The organism is Bacillus sp. 166amftsu (assembly GCF_900107445.1).
GTDB lineage: Bacteria > Bacillota > Bacilli > Bacillales > Bacillaceae_G > Bacillus_A > Bacillus_A arachidis.
This window is the reverse complement of sequence record NZ_FNQA01000002.1, coordinates 304,282-325,059: the sequence shown is the minus strand read 5'-3', so window position 1 is coordinate 325,059 and position 20,778 is coordinate 304,282. Positions and strand designations below refer to the sequence as shown.

Here is a 20,778-nt window from a genome sequence, read left to right as displayed (position 1 = left end):
CTCTTCATCTACGACATAATATAATAATTGATTATTGCTTATTATACATCTTTTCAAATAATTAGCAAGGTTCAATTACACCAAAATGAAATTTCGCGCTTTTCCGCTTATATACTAAAAAGTTATGTCTCTCAAATCGTGTACTACGGAAATGATCTTTTAAGACAACACGTTTCCTAGCAACACGCTTTGCCTCTGCAATAGTTTCATCTGTGACATCGTTATACAAAGCAAAGTGTTTTAAGCCACGAATCCCATCTGATTCAATTACAGTTTCTTCAAACATTGGATCCAGATAAACAACATCATAACTGTTGTCTTCGCAGCGCTTTAAGAAATCAAAATGCTCGTTTTTCTTCACTCTAATTCTACGCATTGCTTTATCGATTTCTGAAATACCTGCACACCACTGCTTTAAACCTTTATTCATTATATAAGCCATGTAACGATTCCCCTCAAGTCCCGTTATAGCCCCTTCTTCTCCTACAACATAGCTTGCAACAATACTATCTGATGCCATACCGAGCGTACAATCTAACACCGTCATTCCTTTTTCTAATTTTGCAGCCTGTACAAATGGATCATGTTCTCCCCGCATTAATCTTTTCACACGAAACATTGCAGAGTTAGGATGGAAAAAGAACGATTCTTCGGTACCTTTTGGATAAATCGCTAATCGATTTTTTCCTACAACGAGTATATCTTGCTTAAACTGCTCATGTAGCTTGGATACAGATATATCATTCCGCATGACAAAAGAGCTTTGTAATTCTTCCGCTACCTCTTTTGCATAAGTTGTCATTTCCTTATTCGTTCGTCCTGCTGTTGTTACAATCATCTTTTCACCTCATATATAAAGAAAAAAGGGAGAATCATTCTCCCCCTTTTTAGCAATGCTTTTCAAAAGCCTGTTCTAAATTATTAATGATTTCTTCCATTGTTGCTCCTTCAATTTCATGACGATGAATGAAGTGAACAACTTCTTTTCCTTTTAATAACGCCATAGATGGTGAAGACGGTGGAATATCTCCGAAGTATTCACGCATTGTAGCTGTTGCGTCTTTATCTTGCCCTGCAAATACAGTTACAAGGTGGTCTGGTTGTTTTTCAGAACGTACAACCGCTTGCCCAGCTGATGGACGAGCTAAACCAGCTGCACATCCACAAACAGAGTTTACGACAACTAATGTTGTACCTGTCGCATTTTCCATATATTCTTTTACAGTTTCTTCAGTAGTTAATTCTTCGAATCCCGCACGCACTAACTCTTGGCGCATCGGAATTACCATTTGACGCATGTATTCTTCGTATGCATTTGACATCTTGTAATCTCTCCTTCAACTTTCATTCCAAATTCATCATATCACGCTCTTATAATAGGTGCAAAAGAAAGATAGTAATGCTTTCATTTTTTTGAGGGAATTTCACAAGCCCCCACGCGGCAATGGCCAATTGGAACAAGCTTTCTATTATTGGCAATATAATCATACACTTTATTTCCAAATCCAAGTAAAATAGATAACTTAATAAATGGTACTGCAAACCAGTATGATGGCACAGCCTTGGCTAATACATATACACTACCAATACCGTCATACCATTTATTATTTTTTAAAATGTAAAGTCTTTGTCCCATCTTACTTTGTAATGCTAAAGAAAGCTGATACTGTTCCACTACATCTTTATCACGAAAAGAAACAAACTTCACTGCGCCTATTTTATCAAGCTTCTTCGTACGCTCTGCCACTGCCCTGCACATCGGACACCAACTATCGTAGAAAACGAGCATATGATTATTCTCCTTTGCGAGACTCCGTCATTTGTTTCCAAACCGATCCTTTCGCTTCTTCTCCGCCTTCAATACGTTCTAATGCTAAACGAGCTTGCATTGCTACTTCGAACTCTGGATCATCTTGCGCTATACGTAGCGCTGGAATTGCACTTTCATCACCAAGTTCAAATAAGAACATTGCCGCGCGCCAGCGCACCAATTTACTTGGATCTTTAAGTGCTTTAATCATAACAAACATCGCTGCTGGATCTCCTACATCTGATAAGCAATCGCCCGCAGTACGGCGTACACTTACAGAGCGATCTAGTAAAGCCTTATACAATAATGGCAAGACTTCATCACCTTTTACCATACCTAAGTACGCTGTTGCTAGGCGGCGGATAGATACTTTCTCATCTTCTAGTGCTTTCTTCAATACAGGAATATCTTCTTCTGTAGGATCCATTTGTTCAAGCGCTGCATAACGACTTTTCCAATCAAGATCCGCCATCATTTCCTCTGTTACTTTATATGGTTCACGCTTTGCAATCGTTACTTCTTTAGCACCTGCTTGATCTAATAATTCTTTTACAGTTTTTTCAACGCGCCCCTCTGGATAAGCAGCTATAATTTCTTCCACAACTTCCTTTCCGATTTCTTCAAAATTGCCATAACGTGTACTTTGTTCCACCCATTTACGCTCTTTGACAACATTAGGTGCAGACATTTGTACTTTCATAATCGCTTCTTTAAAACGATCTGGTAAACCCACTCGTTCTTCCGTTGTTCCATCTGTTAATTTCACTTGCATCGGAATTGTAAAGAACATTTGAATGAATACTTTCACTTCGCCAAAATGCGAAAGTTGCTCCCTCTCATCTTCTTCAGTTACTTCTTCTCCAAACATAGCACGAACTTGTTGTAAAAGTACTTTCCAGTCATACTTCGCATTTCTCTCTACTGCTAAAAAGTCAGCAACATGGTATACACCTTTAATACCTTCAATTTTTAAAATTTGCTGTACTTGCTCTGGTGCTTGTTCTACATTCTCATTTGTGTAATTATTACGTGCTCCTGATGGTAACACTTCATTTAAAATGACTTTCATCGTATTCGGACTTGGCGTCGGTTCTATTGCTTTAATCTTCACGTAAATAAACTCTCCTTTATTGCTTGTTCTTAGCTGTATTGTAACATGTTCTATCGCTATACTCCTACTGAGACGCTTGCTTTTATAAATCTCAATTGTATTCTATGTCCCCCTTAAAAGATGTAAATTACTATTCATTGCTGATATGCTTAATATAGAATTTTCTTAAATTATATTTTTTCTGCTTTTTAAAAACTCCTTTTTAAACCTTACACTATTATGTTTTTTATCCAGCTATTCGCATGCAGTAAAAGCCTGGTTGGTGAGGGCTTTCCATCAGTGGGGATGAAGAATCATTGATGGAATTTTCACTTTATTGTTTCTCCAATATTTCAAGTTCATCATCTTCACCATATTAACTCTATTAAAACACTTTCTTTACAGTTCCTATTCTCTCACTATCACATAAGAAACCTTATTTATTTTACTCTTTCAAAATGACATCTTAAAATTAGACAAGCATAAAAAACGACGTTTTTCCTTTTTTATAGTGTTAATAAGAATTCCTCTTGTTTTAGGTATAAACGAGGAACTCTTGTAGATATTGAACATAAAACCTCATCAATTGCTGTACCTAAACATTCTGCCAATGATCTAGCTGTAAGTTGATCCCTTCCCATAACGGTAACTTTTTGTCCTATACCAACATTTTCGACTTTGGTAACATCAATCATAATTTGATCCATACATAAATTCCCACGTATTTTACAACACTGGTCATCTACATGAAAAGAATAACGATTAGCTATTCTTCGATTCATTCCATCTGCATATCCAATTGGAACAGTTGCAATATGCATAGGTTTATCTGCTGTATATTTCCGATTGTATCCAATACTTTCACCCTCCTCAATCCATTTTAGATATGCAATCCTGGTATTCAGGGTCATTACTGGCCTAAGTGGGCAATCTCGTTCTAAATAATCCGGCAATGGGTCATATCCATACAACCCTAGCCCTATCCTAACCATATCAAAATGCGTATCTATAGATCTGATTGTCGCTGCTGTAGCTGCAGCATGAACTAATGGGATATCGTAATGATCTGTAATATTGTGTATCATTTTTAGAAACCGCTCATTTTCTTCTTTTAAATATAAAGCATTGGGATGATCTGCTGATGCAAAATGAGTGAATACTCCCTCTATCTCTATACCCGGTAATTCATTCGCCATTTTTAACAATTCTAAAAGTTCATTTCGATTACGAGATCCACTACGTGCAAGACCTGTATCTACTTTTATATGGACTTTAATATTTACGTTAAATAGTTTTGTCCACTTAGCTAAATCAAGCAATTGTTTTTTATGTGTTATACTAGGTGTTAAATTCCACCTTACAATTTCTTTGGCTTGCTCCGAAAAAAAAGGTGACAAAATAATAATAGGCAAATCAATTCCCTTTCTTCTTAATTCAATTCCTTCATATGGGAAAACAACAGTAAAACCATCAACTCCCTCTTTCATTAAGCAATTTGCAATAGGAACTAGACCATGTCCATATGCATTTGCTTTTACCACCGCAAAAATTTTTGTGTTAGGCGAAATATTTTTACGAAACCATTGATAATTATGCGCCAGTGAATCTAAATGTATTTCTGCCCATGTTGCATATGTAGTATCACTCAATTTAGCTCCTCCTTAAATAAATCACGTTATTACCGAGATATAATCCTCGCATACCATAAAAAAACAGCTTTTTTAACAGAATAAGCTGTCTTAACTTAAGTGAATTTTAACCATTAATCATTTGAAATGATCACATATACGTTAGATTACTTCAAAAATCCGTATCCTCCAATCTTATCCTATACTCTTGCTAGAATAAGATTTTTAGTTTATTTTTAGAAGCTCTTTCCAATCAAATTCAAATACTTCAGGGCTTCGTATAATATTGATTGGAATCTTCAAATCCCTTAACTTTCCACATGCAATAACAAATCTTACTACATTTTGTAGAAATAAATCTTTATTACTAATAATCTTTAATATTTCTTGTATTGAAAATATCGGAAACTCAAATGTAATACTAGAAAAAGTTGGGTTATATTCTTCTTTTTTTAACCTTTTAAAGCTAGAATTATTTGTATACATTGTTATGATCGAATTTAACATATTAGTAACATATTCTATTGGGTTATTACACGTATTACTGCTATATAAATAATACATTTTATCATCCATACACATATTAGTTACATACCTGTTTCCGTCTAAGATTTTTTCTGAACAGTAAATATGAGAATTATCGAAAATTCTCTTTAGTAAATCCCCACTCTTAGAAATTTGATGGCTCCAAGAACTAACCTGCAGGCTATTTTCATCCACTATTTGAGTTGGAATATTCATTCCTTAAAGCTAAAGTACGATGTGTACCATCCAATATAAGATATTGATTTGAACTGATTTTCAGTGCAGCTGGTAAATCTATAAGAATTTTCTCATCTGCAATACTATTTTCAATCATAGTTACTCTTTCTTTATCATATTGTTCATAAAAAATCACTTGATTAAAGGGAATCAATTGGACATTCTCTATCATATCTGTATTCCTTCTCTTTTAACTTCACAAATAACTTTTTATAATTTATCCATTTCCCTTCAAGAAGTATAGTTAATGATAAGTGTAAATACCAGTCAAATACATTACAGTATGCAAATCAATTATTAAAATCTTTTCTACTATTTCATTAAATAAAAAAGGATATTTTTAAATATTTTAATAAGAATGTCCTTTTTTAAACAAAGAAACTGTAAATTATACAGTTTCTTTGTTTAAATCAATTATTCATTAATATAAACTTAATACCGTTCCAGCTCCATTCTCTCGGGCTTTCTCATATATTTCATGTGCACATGAGATATCCTCTATTGCCATTCCCATAGGATTTAATATTATAATTTCTTCATCTGTTGTTCTTCCTGCACACTTACCAGTAATAATATCTCCCAGTTCTGCATGTAGCATATCTTTTGAAAATTTCCCTTCTAATACGAGTTGATTTATTATTTTCTTTTCTCTGTTTGCTTGATCCCAATCATCAACAATCACTTTATCTGCTTTTAAAAATGCATCTTTTTCTATATCCATAATTGAGATGTTACTTACAAAAGTTCCCTTTTGAATCCATTCTGACTTAATATAAGGTTTATCTGCTACCGTGCATGTTACAAGTACTTCAGCTACTTCCACTGCTCTTTGAGCTGAACTATGAATTTGAAACTCTACATTATTAAAACGTTTCTTCATATCCTGAGCCAATACTTGTGCTTTTTCATTATCTAAATCAAACAAATTAATTTGTTTGATACTATTAAACTGTTCTAATAAAGAATTTATATGCATTCTAGAAATCAATCCACAACCCATGATAGAAACTCTTTCAAATCCATTCTTAGCTAGATATTCAGTTGCTACTACTGTCACCGCCGCAGTTCTCATTGAACTAATAACACTACCTTCTAAAATAGCAATTGGAAAATTAGTTTCAGGATCGTTTAAAATAATTAATGCACTTGCTCTTTCCATATTCTTTTTTATAGGATTATCAAACTTACTGCCTATCCATTTAATCCCAGAAATATTAGGTTCACCCAAGTATGCTGGCATAGCAATAATTCTATCAGCAATATGCTCTCCTTCTTTATTTGTCTTTAAATATGGTTTTAAAGGTTGACTAAAATTCTTTTTAGAATGTATAGTCAAAGCTTGTTTTATAGCTTTCACATAGATTTCTGATTCATAACCACCTAGGTTAATAATATCCTGTTTGCTAAGGTAAATTAATTCTGGTTTAGTTTCTAATAACATAAATAGCACTCCTTTTAATTGAAAGTTAATTTTTAATTAAATTAAAACAGATTCATTATTACCCTCAGGCAACTGAATTTCATTCTGATTCAGCCAATCGTCCGAAAAAATTGTACTATAATATCGATCGCCTCTATCTGGTAATACAGCTAATACTTTTTTGTCTTTTGGTAATTTTTCTAATAATCTTAAAGCTGCACAAACTGTTGCCCCAGAAGAGCCTCCTACTAAGAGCCCTTCTTTTAAAGCAAGCTGTCTCGTTATAAAAAATCCATCTGCATCATTTACATAGCTCAAATCATCATATAAACTAGTATTTAAATTTCCTGGAACAATTGCATTTCCGATTCCAAGTAGTCTGCGAGTCCCTGGTGTTCCTCCAAATATAACGGAACCTACAGCATCAACAGCCATAATTTTCACAGCTGGATTTAATATTTTCATTTCTTTTGCGACTCCTGTTATCAGACCTGCTGTTCCGACTGGGCATACAATCCAATCTAAGGCATCACCAAAATCCTCATAAATTTCACGAACTAAAGACCGGATGTAAGCCTCAGGATTTTCAGGATTATTATACTGATTCGGCCAGTAGGCACCTTTAATAGATTTTGCTAAGTTTTGTGCTGTAGCTAACCTTGTTTTTAAATAATTTCCATATTCATCAGCATCATCTACCATATGAATCTGTGCACCAAATGCTTTAATAATGTTTAAATTTACCTTACTTATTTTAGGATCTACTACACAGATCATCTTGTATCCCTTCATTTGCGCTACAATTGAAAGACCTATAGCAAGATTTCCAGAAGATGATTCTACAATTGTTCCCCCTGGTTTTAATTTCCCATGTTTTTCAGCATATTCTATCACTCGTTTTGCTACTCTATCTTTTGAACTTCCACCAGGATTGAAACCTTCTAATTTCACATATAGTTCAGCATCATCATTTTGTACTAAATTATTAATTTTAACTACTGGGGTATTACCTATTAGTGAAAGAACGCTATCATGTATCATAGTCTTTCTCCTTTTCAATTAGAGTTAATATACTAGTACTAGCAATTTAATTGTGAAACCGTAATATAAGAAAGGTGCACATTACTCATTAGTAAGTTCATTTTTTAATAAGTAGCTATTGTCTCCTCAAACACTATATTTCGCATAATAGGACTGGATCAGTATATAGTCTAATTGAAGATTCCCATAATTCTAATAATTCTTCCCAATCTTCTTGCACAAAATCCTCTCTAATTAGAAAACTCAATGGAATATTTAAATTTAATATGCGGCCACAATTCAAGGTGAATTTCGTCACACCCGCTGGAAGTAATAAATTTGAATCTACTATTTGTTTTATTTGATATAAATCTAGAGTTGTATAGTTAAACACTAATCCAGCATCTTGTATTGTTTGATTGCTCATAATTCTATTAAATTCATATTTGTTTGTATAGGAATTAACAACTTCCTTCCAAACATTAACTTTGTTTTCTAAAGTTAGTTGATGCTCCGGTACAATATATAAATATTGCTCCTTTCCCTCATAATATAATGTTGCCATTGGTATATCATTTTGTCGCTCATCACTCAAGCATATCTTCTGGTTAACTTTCAATTCTTCTATTAGTTTTTTTCCATTTAGAATGTGATGTGCCCAAGCATTAATTGATAAATACTCTGCCGTAACCACCTGAACCACCATTCTTTTACAGTTCAATTTTTGTAAAGATAAAGTACGATGAGCACCATCCAGAATTAAATATTTATTGTTATCAAGTTGCAAAGCAATAGGAGGGTTTTTTAATTTTTGTTCACTCTTAATTTTATGACTTAGCTTGTATAACCTTTCTATTTCATATTCTTCGTGTAAAAATACTTGATCTGTTGGCACCACTCTTAATTCAGATAACATGCGTCTTCCTCCCTAAAATTTGAATAACATAAGTTTTATATTTTGCATAACATTATATTCTGAATGCAACACATATTAATACCTACATATTTTTAAAAATAAAATACACATTCAAGAGAATGATACTTATATTTGGAACTTTAAACGATCGTTCTAAATACATCTTCCATACTTTAAAAAATATTTATTTTTTATTCGAGCACATAAAGATAACTGAAATTAAGAAATGAAATATTTCCAAAATATATACGATAAATACCCTTATTTTTTATCTTTTTTTCATCGGATTACATAGAAAAAATAATTAGCAATAAAAAATCCCCGTTATGTTTCATAAGCCACCTAATGTTTTCTCCCACCTGTCGATCTAAATAAGGCACAAAAATCTGCCATCACTTTCATCTTGAATACAGGAAAGCATTTTTAGTAATAACACTAAACACTTTTGGGGATTTCTCAAATTCGAATTAATAAGAGTAAGCTTCTTTAACAAAAATATACTAATATATAAATAAATTTTAATATAACTATTATAATTTATTATAAAAATGAATAATTAATGTTCATCCTTTTTTTGATACCTCCAGCAACATTTATAGAGCGGATACTATTCTAAAATAAAAAAGAAATAAGTAATAAAATTTAATACTTTTATTTTTCAACTCCTCAAAAATATGAATTACCAAAAAAATCTTTTTTCTCCATTCACCTCCATGCCTAGATGCTAACGGATACTTCAATTTTTTACAATACTTTGAAATTAATATCACTTTAGAAATAGTTTTTTAAATTTTCGAAAAACTATGCGCCGATTACAGAACGAACGGTCGTTTTTTGTGATAAATTTAAATTTTAAAAATCTTCTTTACTTTATCGTTATAGCTTTGTTATTCTGTATATAATATATTACCTATAGAAAAGTGAATGAAAGGGAGTATTAAATCATGCCAATTCCTGAAAACTATACTAAACAAGAACGATTTTCTGCAAAAACAATTGTTCTTAATCAGTTGCAAGATTGGATTATTAAAGGTGTTTTGAAGCCTGATGAAAAAATTAATGATAATGATCTTGCCGATGCTTTAGGTGTTAGTAGAACTCCAGTAAGAGAAGCACTTCAAGTTCTTGAACTTTCTGGTCTTGTAGAAATGGTTAGGGGACAGAAAACAAAAATTTCTCCTGTGAAATTGGAAGATGTACCTGTAATTTATGAAACAATAGCCGGTATGCACGTCATTGTAGGTAAACAAGCAATTAACAATATTAAACAAAAAGACATAAAACGACTTAAACGAATAAATGAAAACTTTAAACACGCAATTACTATGAAAGATTCAGAAAAGGCAATGAGCTTAGATTTTGAATTTCACAATATGATAGTTTCGCTAGCTAATAATAAATATATAGAGCCTTTATTAGACAATTTACACCTCCATGCATTACGCCTTGAATACCTTTTCTTCCAAAACTTTGTTCCTGCTGAACATTCCATTAATGAGCATATAGACATTATTACGGCATTAGAAAGTGGTGATCCTATGTTACTAGAACACGCTATGTCAATAAATTGGTTAAGACCAATGAGGGATATCCAAAGAATTCTTTCTGTTATGTGATTTAAAGTTTATTAAACATTTTAATCTAAGTGTGATTTTTCAGAAATACACATTTGTAAAATCCTTTTCAACTATGATGCTACAAAAAAAATTTTATATCTAAAAATACTAGCATTATACATATTAATTAAAACTACTAAAATAACATCACCATAAATAATATGAGGTTATTTTAGTAGTTAATCTTAGTACCCTTTATATAAAAAATTCAAAATATTTCAATTCAACTTTTTTGTCATTCGTGATATATTGCATAATATATTCCAATGACAGTAATATTCTAAAAATAATGTGAGGTGCTTCGTTTGAACATTAATAAAAAGAATCGAATTAAAGGGATGATTATGGTTGTGATTGGTGCTAGTCTATGGGGGCTATCAGGAACTGTTGCACAACAACTTTTTCAAAAAGAAGGAATTTCAACTGAATGGTTGGTTACAATTCGTCTTCTGCTATCAGGAATAACCCTTATAACCATTTCAATATTTGGTCAAAATAAAAAAGAAATTCTAGGTATTTGGAAAAACAAAACTGAAGCAATAAAACTGGTGATTTTTGGAACAATAGGCATGTTAGGTGTACAATACACATACTTTGCATCTATAAATGAAGGGAATGCTGCTGTAGCAACCATTTTGCAGTATTTAGCACCTCTTTTTATTACTATCTATCTCATTATGAAGTATAAATCGTTGCCTACTAAAGGCGAGGTCTTAGCCATAACTTTAGCTATCCTTGGTACTTTTTTATTACTAACCAATGGATCAATTAATAACTTAACTGTATCTATCCCAGCTATTATATGGGGTGTATTATCTGGGCTATCTTTAGCATTCTATACCCTTTATTCAAAGGGGCTATTGGAAAATTGGTCCTCTGCAGTATTAGTCGGTTGGGGGATGATTATTGGGGGATTGGGAGTAACTATATTACAGTTTGCTACAAAAAGAGAGGTAGTTTTTTTAGCAAACATCCCAAATTTAGATGTTTATACATTGTTGTTAATCGCATTTGTAGTAATATTCGGAACATTAATCTCGTTCTATCTATTTTTAGATAGTATAAGATACATTTCTCCTAAGGAAACTACTTTACTGGGATGTACAGAACCTCTTGCCTCTATTCTTTCATCTGTAATAATTTTGCATATTCCTTTCTTATTTTTCCAAATAATTGGAGCAATATGTATTATTGTAGTCGTCATTGTACTCAGTAAAAAACCTGCAGAAACAGAAAGTGATCTTGCAATATCTAATGATGAAAATTATACTATTAATTCTAGATAAATAAGAAGAATAACTATTTCCTCATTTTAAAATTAATAAAAACAGTTTCCAAACTATATAAAATCTATTATTTTTCAAATTGATATATATATAAGAATTATTGATTATGCCTGTAATACTTAATTCTGTATAAGTCATGTCTGTGGCCATACTTCTTCAATTCAAAGCTCTAATTACAAGTTCTATTTTATTAATAAGCAAAAAAACTGGCTTTAAACAGCAAAATTTTAGTTATAAGAAACGAAAAACCATTTAGTGATATATCTCTTATCGTTCAGCCCTATGTTAATTTACTTTCAGAGACTATATAGTCTCTGAAACAGTCAGACATTCAAAACGGCAACTAAGACTTTCCTTATCTGAAGATGAGAACACTCTATTCTACTAAGATTCCTTGAAGATGGAGTGCTCTCGCCTATTTTTAATAAAATAAAAACTCTTATTAGTAACATTTTTTATTCCCACAAACTGAAATCTCTACAAATAACAGGATAAAATATTTTTTCTTTTTGGTACACAAAACCAGATTTACTGTAGGGCGCTCTTCCTCTTCAAAAACTTAATTCTTTCAATCACAACTTCTGTGTTATACACTCTCTTTCCCTGTTCATTCTCATAATTACTCGTATGAATACGACCTGTAATTCCAACAACTGAACACTCGAACAATACTGGGACACGTTTCAGTAGACTTTTTGAACCAATATCTTTTGACCTACAGTAAATGAACTGAAAAGTATTCAAAAACTACAAGAAAGTTTGCATTCTATTATCGAGCAAGCAAAGCAGACGGAGAAACTAAAAAGCAACTGGAATACAAGTACCATTACTTCCACAATTATGAGTGTCTATTTTTATACACTCATGTCTCAATCGTTATTACATCCGAAGGAAACTGATATTAAAGATATGCTTAACAAGAAATTGGATGTCGTATAGGAAGGAATTAATAAAAAATAATATATATCTGGTGATTTTACCCTGATATAAAATTTACATTTATGTTCTAAATGATCAGCATAAGTAAGTACTCATTATTTTAATAGCATTTTTATAATCACTATGTTTAGCGAACTCTAGAGCTTCCATTGAACTTTTTATAATACTATATCGTTTTGGATTATCTTTTGAAGCTAATTCAGCCAACAGTTTAGTATTTAACTTACTATTGTCTACCTCAAATTTCATTGCATTTGCGGTTGGATTATCTCTAGCTAAGGTTTGAATGAACATATCATTACCATATATCTCTTGGATTTCATTATATGCCTCTATACTATTCCCTACAAATAAGATAGGTCTATCATGGTCTACATTTCTAAATTTAGTTTGATCAATATCTGTTCTAATTTCATTTAATAAATCAATTATTTGATTAGAACTTCGTCTATTTTCAGTAATAGTATATTCACTTAGATTATCAATTTTGAATTCAAGATAATCTTCTATACTAGCACCTTGAAATGAATATATTGATTGTGCAGGATCTCCAATTACCCCTACAATAGTTTCTTCTTCTGCTAATAAGGATACTATCTTAGCTTGAATCGGATTAGTATCTTGAAATTCATCTATAAAAAAATAGGGAAATTTAGCACGTAAAACATTTAAAATAAATGGATATCTTGTAATCAATTCATAACTAAAATACAACACATCGTCATGATCAATTTTACCATCCTGCCAATATAATTTTTTATAACTAAATAAGTCTGTTTCTAAGATTTTAACTACCTTACGTAACTGTTTAGCCTTACTTTCCTCACCCCTTAAATATAATGTTAGTTCACTATTAAAACAATATTTAACACTAGATAACCAATTGAATAGCGCATCTTTGTTTTCTGGTAGTTTTAGCAATTGATTTATTGTATAAGGATGCCTTAACTTTTCAGTCATAGGATGATTTTCTAACCAAAATTGAACTTTATTATATTTAGGTTCGATGTTATCATGACCCTTTATTTTTTGAAATGCTATGTCAAATAATTCTGCTATATGAATAAGGTATGGTTTAACAACATGACTATATAAAAAACTATGAATAGTTGAAACTTCTACTTGATTGACGGATTGCGTTCCTAGCCTGTTCAAAATGGTTTCTACAGCTACATTGGTATATGTTATACATGCTATTTTCCGTGTCTTCTCTAGTCTCCCTGAATTTTTCAATGTGTTTTTAATATGATTTATTAGCCAGTGAGTTTTACCGGCGCCTGGCCCCGCAGTAACTTTAAAATGTTGCTCAATATCTATTGTATCTTCAGAAGAAATAAGAATCATTCTTCACACATCCATTCTATTGCTTCTTTAATATAATCTGGTACGATAAACTCTTTAAATTCAGTGCTTTCTTTTTCTTCAGCAATTTTCTTTTTCAATAAGTTTTCCTCTAGTACATAAGCTAACTCTAATGCGTTAACCCCTTTTCCTACTGAATTTAAATATCTTGCAGCGATTAATGCTATTTTCTTATCTTCGTCTGCCCATTTTAACCGTTCGTCTATTAATGCTTGTCCAATTCGTTCATTTTCTTTTGAAGTATTTAAATTTTTAAGCATTAAATCCAATGATTCACCATTACTATATTGATCCATTAGTTTAAAAATCTCGTCTTTATTGGCTGTAGACTCTGTAACCAACCCCTTAAAGTTTGGATTAAAACGAATTAAATCGTACTCTAAAGTTTTTCCATATTTTTTATCTTGCAGAAGGAATCTAATATTATCAGGATAACTATTTATCTCTTCATTTCTTTTATACTCATACCCAGTTTCCTCTATATACATTTCAAATGGATAACATTTTTTAAATGATTTTTTTGCAGTCTTATCGCTAGAAGTTAACTGTTTTCGCTCAGGATCTCTATCTGTAATACATACTACTTTTCTTTTAATAGAGTATGGATTAGAAGCATTAAATAGGTTTAAAAAATGATTGAAATATTTACCTCCTACGTTAATCACAGCAATATGACAATCTTCTAAAGAAGTATCCAGATATTCAGCGAATATCGACATTAATAACTGTTCTGCTAACCCTTCTACTAAGATGATTTTTTCAGCAAATAGCATATTTGATTTAGTAGCATCTAAAAATCTTTGAACATATTTTTTACTCTCTTCATTTTCACCGAAAGACTTTCCTGGATAACCAATTAAAGTTTCGCTGCCATTTTTATAGATACAAATTATTTCATCCAAATTCACAGCACCTGTTATATGAGTAGAATGTGTAGTAACGAAAATTTGTCTCACTTTTTTGTTCTTTAAATTTTTTTTAAGAAAATTTAGTAATTGCCTTTGCATTGTAGGATGTAAATGTGCTTCAGGCTCTTCAATTATTAACATCGGATATACTTTAGCATTACTACCTAAATATTCTTCATTTGCATCAACCTGCATTTTTGAAAGTAAGAGCGACATAAATATTAAATTATTGTAGCCAAGTCCATTATTAATAATAGGCATCTTAATACCTGTTTCATATTCAACAATTAATTTTAAAGCAGAATAAAGTTCGATATCTGTTATACTACCGTCAAAGTTAGGAGTAGACTTGTCAAATGAAGCACCTATATCATTTGCATATGATAAAATGTGTTTTTTACCTTCTGTCATTCGCTCATTCAATAGTGTAATTAAATTCCCCGCAAAATCTCCGAATTCTTTCTTTTTCTCTTTAATAGCAGCTTCTTTTTGTTCCTTTTCTAAAGAATTATCAGATTTTATGTTATAGTCCATGAAGAAATCTAACACATTTTTTAATAGCGTGTTTTTTCCGCTAAACATATCTCTTTCGACATCTCTTATTGCATCTAAAAATTGAAAATCAAATTTATTTAATGATTCACTATCAGCAGTTATTTGATTAGTAGATTCTCCACCCCAAATTTTATATGTATACAGTCTCAGAAATTCATCTTGAATAACTTGCCATACTTCAAATATATTTTTCGCTTCATTTATTACGCTCTGATACTTTTCATGAAACTTAGTTGGGAGATAAAATTCATATTGCAGTTTAGCTTCATAAGGTTCTTCTAACCTAGTTAGCCAGTTACTTACAGTCACTAAGTCATCACTCATTAATTCTTCACAGTCGTCTTGTTTTAATGTAACAGTTATTTTAATACTAGGTGGATATTCTTTTAATTCTTCTATTGGTATGTTTTTATTAAAATCATCAATTGATAAATGCTTTTTACTATTAGAATTAAAAATTAATGCTAATGCTCGTAATAAATTTGATTTACCAGCATTATTATGTCCTAAAATAACGTTTATACCATTATTAAAATCTATAGAGTTGGTACGGAAGTTTTTATAATTAATTATATTGATATTTGAAATATACATTGAAATTAAGCTCCCTTTAATGATGATTTATAACTATTGTTTGTCCTTAACTTTTTCGATAATCATTTTGATAAATGGCTCTTTCTGCTTTGTACAGAGGAGTCTATTATTTATATTATACAAAGAAAAAATAAAAAGTGGTATAAAACCCCAATTTCACACCACTTTTTTAACAACTATTTTGTTTTATATAGGACTTTATTACGTATTAAACAACTTTATTATTCGCAGACAATAGACCATATTACATATTACTTGTTTCTATCATTGCAATTATTAATTTGGATCCTTCACCTAAAATGAATCGTATTCTAATTATGTGTGCATTAGTTTAAGCTTTGTTGTATGAGCAATCAGTTCAACATATCATCAATTAAAAAGCTAAACATCTTCTTACATAAAACGTGGGTCTTATCAAAAGTAGCATAAGAAAAACATCTTTATATTGCGCTTTTTCCTTTGAATACATGTCTTCGAAGGAAAATATTTTCTATTTTACTTTTTACCTTTTTTACATATTTAAAATAGTTTTAGGGAATTCTTCTTACAAAAGGTTCCTTAAAAACCTTATTTTTCAACCTTGATTTTGTATACAAATGTATGCAATAAACGGAGTGGTATAGATGGCAGAAACATTTAGAAGAGGCAAAATAATCGAACATACTAAACGCCTTATTTCCCGTAAAGAGATAATCTCAAGTCAAATGACACAAAATGAATTCTCTTGTATAAGAGAGAGTCTCTTAGGCCAAGCTCAATGTTTAGACTTTATAATAAACGAACTTATTATTGAATTTGACCTTAAAAATGAATTATAAACATCATTCAACTTGCATATACCTCAAATTATCAAGATCTTTTATATGTATACATTTGTATACCGAATTTACTTGATGATTACTCCATGAAAAATCCCTTCTTAACACCATTAAAAGAAGGGATTACACTACCCGTATATTTTTCAATTCTTGACGTTATCCATTAAAACTTAAATCTGAAAAATCTATTTTTATCTTCTTTGGTTCTATCTAGTTTTGCTACGATACATTCATTCTCTTAATGAAAAAATACGCTCAAAACAAGCTCTTTTCTTTAGTTGATTTATCAATATTAATAGTATTATTTCAAAGCTACACTAAGACATAAAAAAATACTAATTTCCTGTAAGTGTTTTAAAAGATAGAAAACAACTGTTTACAGTATAAAAATAGTGCTATTACTAAGAGGAATTTTTTATTTTTCCTTAGGATGGCACTACACTACATTAAAAAATAGTTGTAGACTAAAAAGGTGCTTTCCATACTTGAAAACACCTTTTTATGTGTTAAGAAACTTTACAACGGAACCTCTTTCCGATCATCATCTTCCTGACCCCTTGCAAAGAGAATTCCTATTTTTTTATTAAGACTACGGCTCATATTTTAAGAAACTATATCCAAGCAATTTATTACAACAATGATTTTGCTGGAATATTTCTTGTATTGCAATGAATACCACCACCATATAAATTCAAAGCGAGTGCATTAATTGCTACTACTTTTCTGTCAGGAAATACACTTTTTAAGATATTTAATGCTTCTTCATCCTTCTTTTTAACTTCTAGTGGTAGCCCTTCTGAATAATACTTTTGTGCAATTACTATATTATTTGTAATTAAAAAATTGCAATAACTTAGCGCTGGTAGTACTACCATTTCTTCTTCAGGAAAAGGACTACCATCAAATAACTCCCCTTTTAAATCATCTTTACTCTCTTGCCACATATCATAAACAAAATCGCCTGCACGTATTGTTAAATAAATTAACTCTGGAACAGGCATTTTAACAATACGAAATGGTTTACCATCTATATTTACTTCGTTTTTTCAACGTACAATGAATTACAGTAATTACTCACAATTGCATAAAATTCAGCTGTACCCAAACTTTCTATTTGTTAAAAAACTTTGCAGTAGAACCGAATTGCTACTCTACGTTTCTAACTAACATTTTTGCGACAGAACCTTTAATAAAAACATGTATATGATGATGATCATATTGGAAAAATACAACAAATGATTAAAATCCAAAATGCAACAATTGATGCGATATGAAATCTAACTTAGAGTGAGTTATTTTTCAATTTTGTTTTTTACTGAATGGAGAAAATATGAAAAAAATTATACTATTTTGTATTTCATTAGTATTTATGACAGGGTGCTTACAAAAGTATGTTATTGATGATGTTCACTTAATTCAAGGAATTGTATTCGATACAACAAAGGATAAAATAAAAACAACAATTGTCTGTCCTATTCAAAAAAAAGGGCATCAAGTCTTAGTATTTGAAAACATTGCAGGCACAGTAACACAAGGAAGAGAAAAAGCCTCTTTCAAATCTGCACAACTGTTTGCCACTGGACAATTACGTGTTGCTCTTTTTACAGAAAATGTGACTTTACCCATAAAATTGCCGCTAAAGGAAGCATAACTTTGCCGGAAATCACATGTTTTTGAGGAGATTTAGTTGATTGTTTGAGGGAAAAGGAAGCATAATTTTGCCGTGAATTATTTATTAACCCATAAACTTGCCGTGGATTTTACAACAAGACAAATAAAAATACCTATTATCAGCATGAGACATTTAGGACTGATATTACAGTTAAAAATATAAATACAATCCCGATTATTATGATGATAATACTAAAAATTGCTACGGATTTGTGATTAATATCTTGGTACATTTTTGTTACTCCTTTCTTTGTTTTTGAGCTCTACTCTCTAAAATATAGATTTATATTTTACAAATAAGCTAATGACAACATATAATTGTAAACAAATTTTCCGATTTTTAAAGTGGCAAGGAAAACGAAAACAATCTTATTTTTCAGAAAAGGAGGAGGTAGCTATGCATTGGTTATTCAACAATAAAGTTCTTTTAGCAATTATCTTATCAACATTTTTAATTTCTATCTTAGCTTATCCGTTTAGTTATAACGAAATTCCGGTACACCTTAATGAATGGAATGAGCCTAATTTAATCGTAAAAAAATATATCGGACTTTTTATTTTTCCAGTATTTATGCTTATTGCCTATTACTTGAGTAAAATTTCAATTCAAGCTTTCTATGCAATATATTTATTTGCGATTCTTCACGCTGCAATAATTTATATGGCTATATATTAAAATTAAAGGTTTCTCTAAGAGTAACCTTTAATTTATTATTTGACCTTACCCTTAGGGGAACCTTTAAAATATTACTTGGTCTTACCTTCAGAAGAAACCTTAAAATAGAATTATAAATACATTTAATATTTTAGAGGGAGATGATTATAGTGAACATCAAAGAAGTTTCTGAAAAAACAGGTTTAACAAAGAAAGCCGTTAGATATTATGAGGAAATTGGGCTTATAGAAGTACATAAAGATCCAAAGAATCAATACAGAATTTATGATGTTAATGATGTTGAGAAATTGCACACCATAGCTTTTTTAAGGGAATTAGACTTTTCAATCAATCAAATCAAAAATATCTTGAATTGTGATGTAGACTTTATAGAGGAATTAAAAACTCAAGAAGAAAAAATAAATAATGATATCATGATTATTGAACGAAAAAGAAAGCAGATTAAAGTTGTAAAGGAGAATTGGAATTTAGGAAAATCATTTAAAGATATTTCTAAACTAATCGATTCTTCTCATCAATATATCGATCAATTACATGTAATTCTCCGAAAAATTTTTCCTGGTCCCTTTGGAGAATTCATAGGAATTTCCATGCATCCATTTTTAGATATAAAAATTAAAACTGTTGAAGAGATAAATAACATTAAGAAATTAATTAATCTATTAGATAATGTCCCTTCAATTCCCAATGATCACCCTTTAATTCAGCAAGTCCTAAATAATAATTTAAACGATATAGAAGTATTTAAAGAAAGTACTCAATTATTTTATGATGGAATCATCCAAAAAGACATGCGTATCGTTAATGATTATAAAGAAAAAATAAAAACTCAAATAAATACTATTAAAAACGATGAGAATTTGAGAGAGATGATTTCAAAACAAAATCAAATGTCTAAAGGCTTACCGGATTTAACAATGGATTCTGAATTTAGTACAATTTTAAAAGGATTAAATCCTAACTATAAAAAAATGGTGGAAAATCTCAACAAGATTCAGAATGAACTTAATAAGGAATTGGGTTTTAATTATCAAGATTATTTATTAAGTCTTTAATATTTATAAACAAGGATCAACCTAGCGTTTTTTTAAAATACCATGCGTTGATTTAAAAGCGACATTAAAAACATCCTGAAAGCATAACTTTGCCGCAAATAAAAAGAACCATAAGCTTGCCGTTTGGCAAACTTATGGTTCATATCATACACAAATGTGACTTTACCCATAAAATTGCCGCTAAAGGAAGCATATCTTTGCCGGAAATCACATGTTTTTGAGGAGATATAGTTGATTGTTCGAGGAAAAAGGAAGCATATCTTTGCCGTGGATTAATTATTAACCCATAAGCTTGCCGTGAATGTTACAACAGGACAAATAAAAATACCTTTTATCAGTATCAGGCATTTAATCTTACTATTTTATTCATTAGAGCTTTTATACGACAAGTTCAATAACTTTAACAACGGAGTTTTAGTATATAGGCTTAATGATAAAAGTGTTTGTAATGATATCCTTTGCTTTCTAAGCATAATTGCTTTTAGGGGTACCGTCAGGAAAATGCGGATTTACAACGCTAAGTCCATTTTCCTGACGATTCCTTCGCTTTCAACAACGTTAAGAAAGTTTTATATGAAAGAAAGTTTTGTTCTTTTAACCAAAAACGGTCGTTTACACAGCTATTTATGTGATGCCCATTTTTTAGATGTAA

Annotated in this window: 18 protein-coding genes, 3 pseudogenes and 1 other annotated feature (1 of these 22 only partly in view); of the genes and pseudogenes, 7 read left to right on the top strand and 14 right to left on the bottom strand. The window is 30.8% G+C overall.

Features of this window, described 5'->3' with window-relative positions:
* Positions 1-20: a binding site (T-box leader), on the bottom strand; it reaches 195 nt to the left of the window's first position.
* 41 nt (positions 21-61) lie between these two features.
* The 10 genes from BLV40_RS08395 to BLV40_RS08350 all read right to left on the bottom strand — a co-directional run bounded on the left by BLV40_RS08395 (position 62) and on the right by BLV40_RS08350 (position 8,646).
* Complete coding sequence (locus BLV40_RS08395) at positions 62-838, bottom strand: class I SAM-dependent methyltransferase (RefSeq protein ID WP_090688918.1); 777 nt, start codon at positions 836-838, stop codon at positions 62-64.
* A 49-nt stretch (positions 839-887) separates the two neighbouring features.
* Positions 888-1,322 (bottom strand): BrxA/BrxB family bacilliredoxin, encoded by a 435-nt coding sequence (locus BLV40_RS08390; RefSeq protein ID WP_090688914.1) that lies wholly within the window; start codon positions 1,320-1,322, stop codon positions 888-890.
* A gap of 83 nt (positions 1,323-1,405) precedes the next feature.
* Entirely contained in the window at positions 1,406-1,789 is a 384-nt protein-coding gene (locus tag BLV40_RS08385) for a thiol-disulfide oxidoreductase DCC family protein (protein WP_090688911.1), read from the bottom strand.
* Positions 1,790-1,793: 4 nt separating this feature from the next.
* Positions 1,794-2,921: a conserved virulence factor C family protein gene (locus BLV40_RS08380; protein ID WP_026592362.1), complete on the bottom strand. Its 1,128-nt coding sequence runs from the start codon at positions 2,919-2,921 to the stop codon at positions 1,794-1,796.
* A 485-nt stretch (positions 2,922-3,406) separates the two neighbouring features.
* On the bottom strand, positions 3,407-4,549 hold the full coding sequence (gene alr / locus BLV40_RS08375) for an alanine racemase (RefSeq protein WP_090688907.1): 1,143 nt from the start codon (positions 4,547-4,549) through the stop codon (positions 3,407-3,409).
* A 204-nt stretch (positions 4,550-4,753) separates the two neighbouring features.
* Complete coding sequence (locus tag BLV40_RS28830) at positions 4,754-5,269, bottom strand: hypothetical protein (protein WP_090688904.1); 516 nt, start codon at positions 5,267-5,269, stop codon at positions 4,754-4,756.
* Entirely contained in the window at positions 5,241-5,462 is a 222-nt protein-coding gene (locus BLV40_RS08365) for a ParB N-terminal domain-containing protein (protein WP_090688901.1), read from the bottom strand. Before BLV40_RS08365 ends, BLV40_RS28830 begins: the two co-directional genes overlap by 29 nt.
* Before the next feature lie 249 nt (positions 5,463-5,711).
* Positions 5,712-6,731: a 2,3-diaminopropionate biosynthesis protein SbnB gene (gene sbnB, locus BLV40_RS08360; protein WP_090688897.1), complete on the bottom strand. Its 1,020-nt coding sequence runs from the start codon at positions 6,729-6,731 to the stop codon at positions 5,712-5,714.
* 36 nt (positions 6,732-6,767) lie between these two features.
* Positions 6,768-7,751 carry a 2,3-diaminopropionate biosynthesis protein SbnA gene (sbnA, locus tag BLV40_RS08355; RefSeq protein WP_090688895.1) on the bottom strand — a complete coding sequence of 328 codons (984 nt, stop codon included), beginning with the start codon at positions 7,749-7,751 and terminating at the stop codon, positions 6,768-6,770.
* Between the two features lie 133 nt (positions 7,752-7,884).
* The gene (locus BLV40_RS08350; RefSeq protein ID WP_026592365.1) at positions 7,885-8,646 is read right to left on the bottom strand and encodes a ParB N-terminal domain-containing protein; all 762 of its coding nucleotides are present in this window, start codon (positions 8,644-8,646) and stop codon (positions 7,885-7,887) included.
* A gap of 944 nt (positions 8,647-9,590) precedes the next feature.
* On the opposite strand from BLV40_RS08350, the gene BLV40_RS08345 reads away from it, so the two are divergent.
* Entirely contained in the window at positions 9,591-10,262 is a 672-nt protein-coding gene (locus BLV40_RS08345; protein WP_018767289.1) for a GntR family transcriptional regulator, read from the top strand.
* Between the two features lie 311 nt (positions 10,263-10,573).
* A complete protein-coding gene (locus BLV40_RS08340) occupies positions 10,574-11,548 on the top strand; it encodes a DMT family transporter (protein ID WP_170833636.1) in 975 nt (324 codons plus the stop codon).
* 528 nt (positions 11,549-12,076) lie between these two features.
* Here BLV40_RS08340 and BLV40_RS08335 read toward each other — a convergent pair.
* A pseudogene (locus BLV40_RS08335) lies at positions 12,077-12,211 on the bottom strand (single-stranded DNA-binding protein); the annotation flags it as partial.
* A 60-nt stretch (positions 12,212-12,271) separates the two neighbouring features.
* Here BLV40_RS08335 and BLV40_RS28825 point away from each other — a divergent pair.
* A pseudogene (locus BLV40_RS28825) lies at positions 12,272-12,487 on the top strand (TetR/AcrR family transcriptional regulator); the annotation flags it as partial.
* Between the two features lie 75 nt (positions 12,488-12,562).
* Here BLV40_RS28825 and BLV40_RS08325 read toward each other — a convergent pair.
* On the bottom strand, positions 12,563-13,831 hold the full coding sequence (locus BLV40_RS08325; protein WP_244525354.1) for an ATP-dependent helicase: 1,269 nt from the start codon (positions 13,829-13,831) through the stop codon (positions 12,563-12,565).
* The gene (locus BLV40_RS08320; RefSeq protein WP_090688889.1) at positions 13,828-15,906 is read right to left on the bottom strand and encodes an ATP-dependent nuclease; all 2,079 of its coding nucleotides are present in this window, start codon (positions 15,904-15,906) and stop codon (positions 13,828-13,830) included. Before BLV40_RS08320 ends, BLV40_RS08325 begins: the two co-directional genes overlap by 4 nt.
* A 623-nt stretch (positions 15,907-16,529) precedes the next feature.
* On the opposite strand from BLV40_RS08320, the gene BLV40_RS08315 reads away from it, so the two are divergent.
* Entirely contained in the window at positions 16,530-16,724 is a 195-nt protein-coding gene (locus BLV40_RS08315) for a hypothetical protein (protein WP_090688886.1), read from the top strand.
* Between the two features lie 629 nt (positions 16,725-17,353).
* Here the strand turns inward: BLV40_RS08315 and BLV40_RS08310 are convergent.
* Positions 17,354-17,755 (bottom strand): agmatine deiminase family protein, encoded by a 402-nt coding sequence (locus BLV40_RS08310; protein WP_280138895.1) that lies wholly within the window; start codon positions 17,753-17,755, stop codon positions 17,354-17,356.
* A 299-nt stretch (positions 17,756-18,054) separates the two neighbouring features.
* On the opposite strand from BLV40_RS08310, the pseudogene BLV40_RS08305 reads away from it, so the two are divergent.
* The 3 genes and pseudogenes from BLV40_RS08305 to BLV40_RS08295 all read left to right on the top strand — a co-directional run.
* Positions 18,055-18,330, top strand: a pseudogene (locus BLV40_RS08305) (Ger(x)C family spore germination protein); the annotation flags it as partial.
* Positions 18,331-18,792: 462 nt separating this feature from the next.
* Positions 18,793-19,071 (top strand): DUF1648 domain-containing protein, encoded by a 279-nt coding sequence (locus BLV40_RS08300; RefSeq protein WP_170833625.1) that lies wholly within the window; start codon positions 18,793-18,795, stop codon positions 19,069-19,071.
* Between the two features lie 149 nt (positions 19,072-19,220).
* A complete protein-coding gene (locus tag BLV40_RS08295; protein WP_170833624.1) occupies positions 19,221-20,126 on the top strand; it encodes a MerR family transcriptional regulator in 906 nt (301 codons plus the stop codon).
* Positions 20,127-20,778: the final 652 nt, after the last annotated feature.

Bases quoted from the DNA above. Each gene is read 5' to 3' on its own strand.
- BLV40_RS08345 (WP_018767289.1), top strand. From the start codon at position 9,591: ATGCCAATTCCTGAAAACTATACTAAACAAGAACGATTTTCTGCAAAA.
- sbnA (WP_090688895.1), bottom strand. From the start codon at position 7,751: ATGATACATGATAGCGTTCTTTCACTAATAGGTAATACCCCAGTAGTT.
- BLV40_RS08350 (WP_026592365.1), bottom strand. From the start codon at position 8,646: ATGTTATCTGAATTAAGAGTGGTGCCAACAGATCAAGTATTTTTACAC.
- BLV40_RS08385 (WP_090688911.1), bottom strand. From the start codon at position 1,789: ATGCTCGTTTTCTACGATAGTTGGTGTCCGATGTGCAGGGCAGTGGCA.
- BLV40_RS08325 (WP_244525354.1), bottom strand. From the start codon at position 13,831: ATGATTCTTATTTCTTCTGAAGATACAATAGATATTGAGCAACATTTT.
- BLV40_RS08395 (WP_090688918.1), bottom strand. From the start codon at position 838: ATGATTGTAACAACAGCAGGACGAACGAATAAGGAAATGACAACTTAT.
- BLV40_RS08300 (WP_170833625.1), top strand. From the start codon at position 18,793: ATGCATTGGTTATTCAACAATAAAGTTCTTTTAGCAATTATCTTATCA.
- sbnB (WP_090688897.1), bottom strand. From the start codon at position 6,731: ATGTTATTAGAAACTAAACCAGAATTAATTTACCTTAGCAAACAGGAT.
- BLV40_RS08390 (WP_090688914.1), bottom strand. From the start codon at position 1,322: ATGTCAAATGCATACGAAGAATACATGCGTCAAATGGTAATTCCGATG.
- BLV40_RS08365 (WP_090688901.1), bottom strand. From the start codon at position 5,462: ATGATAGAGAATGTCCAATTGATTCCCTTTAATCAAGTGATTTTTTAT.
- BLV40_RS28830 (WP_090688904.1), bottom strand. From the start codon at position 5,269: ATGAATATTCCAACTCAAATAGTGGATGAAAATAGCCTGCAGGTTAGT.
- BLV40_RS08320 (WP_090688889.1), bottom strand. From the start codon at position 15,906: ATGTATATTTCAAATATCAATATAATTAATTATAAAAACTTCCGTACC.
- BLV40_RS08315 (WP_090688886.1), top strand. From the start codon at position 16,530: ATGGCAGAAACATTTAGAAGAGGCAAAATAATCGAACATACTAAACGC.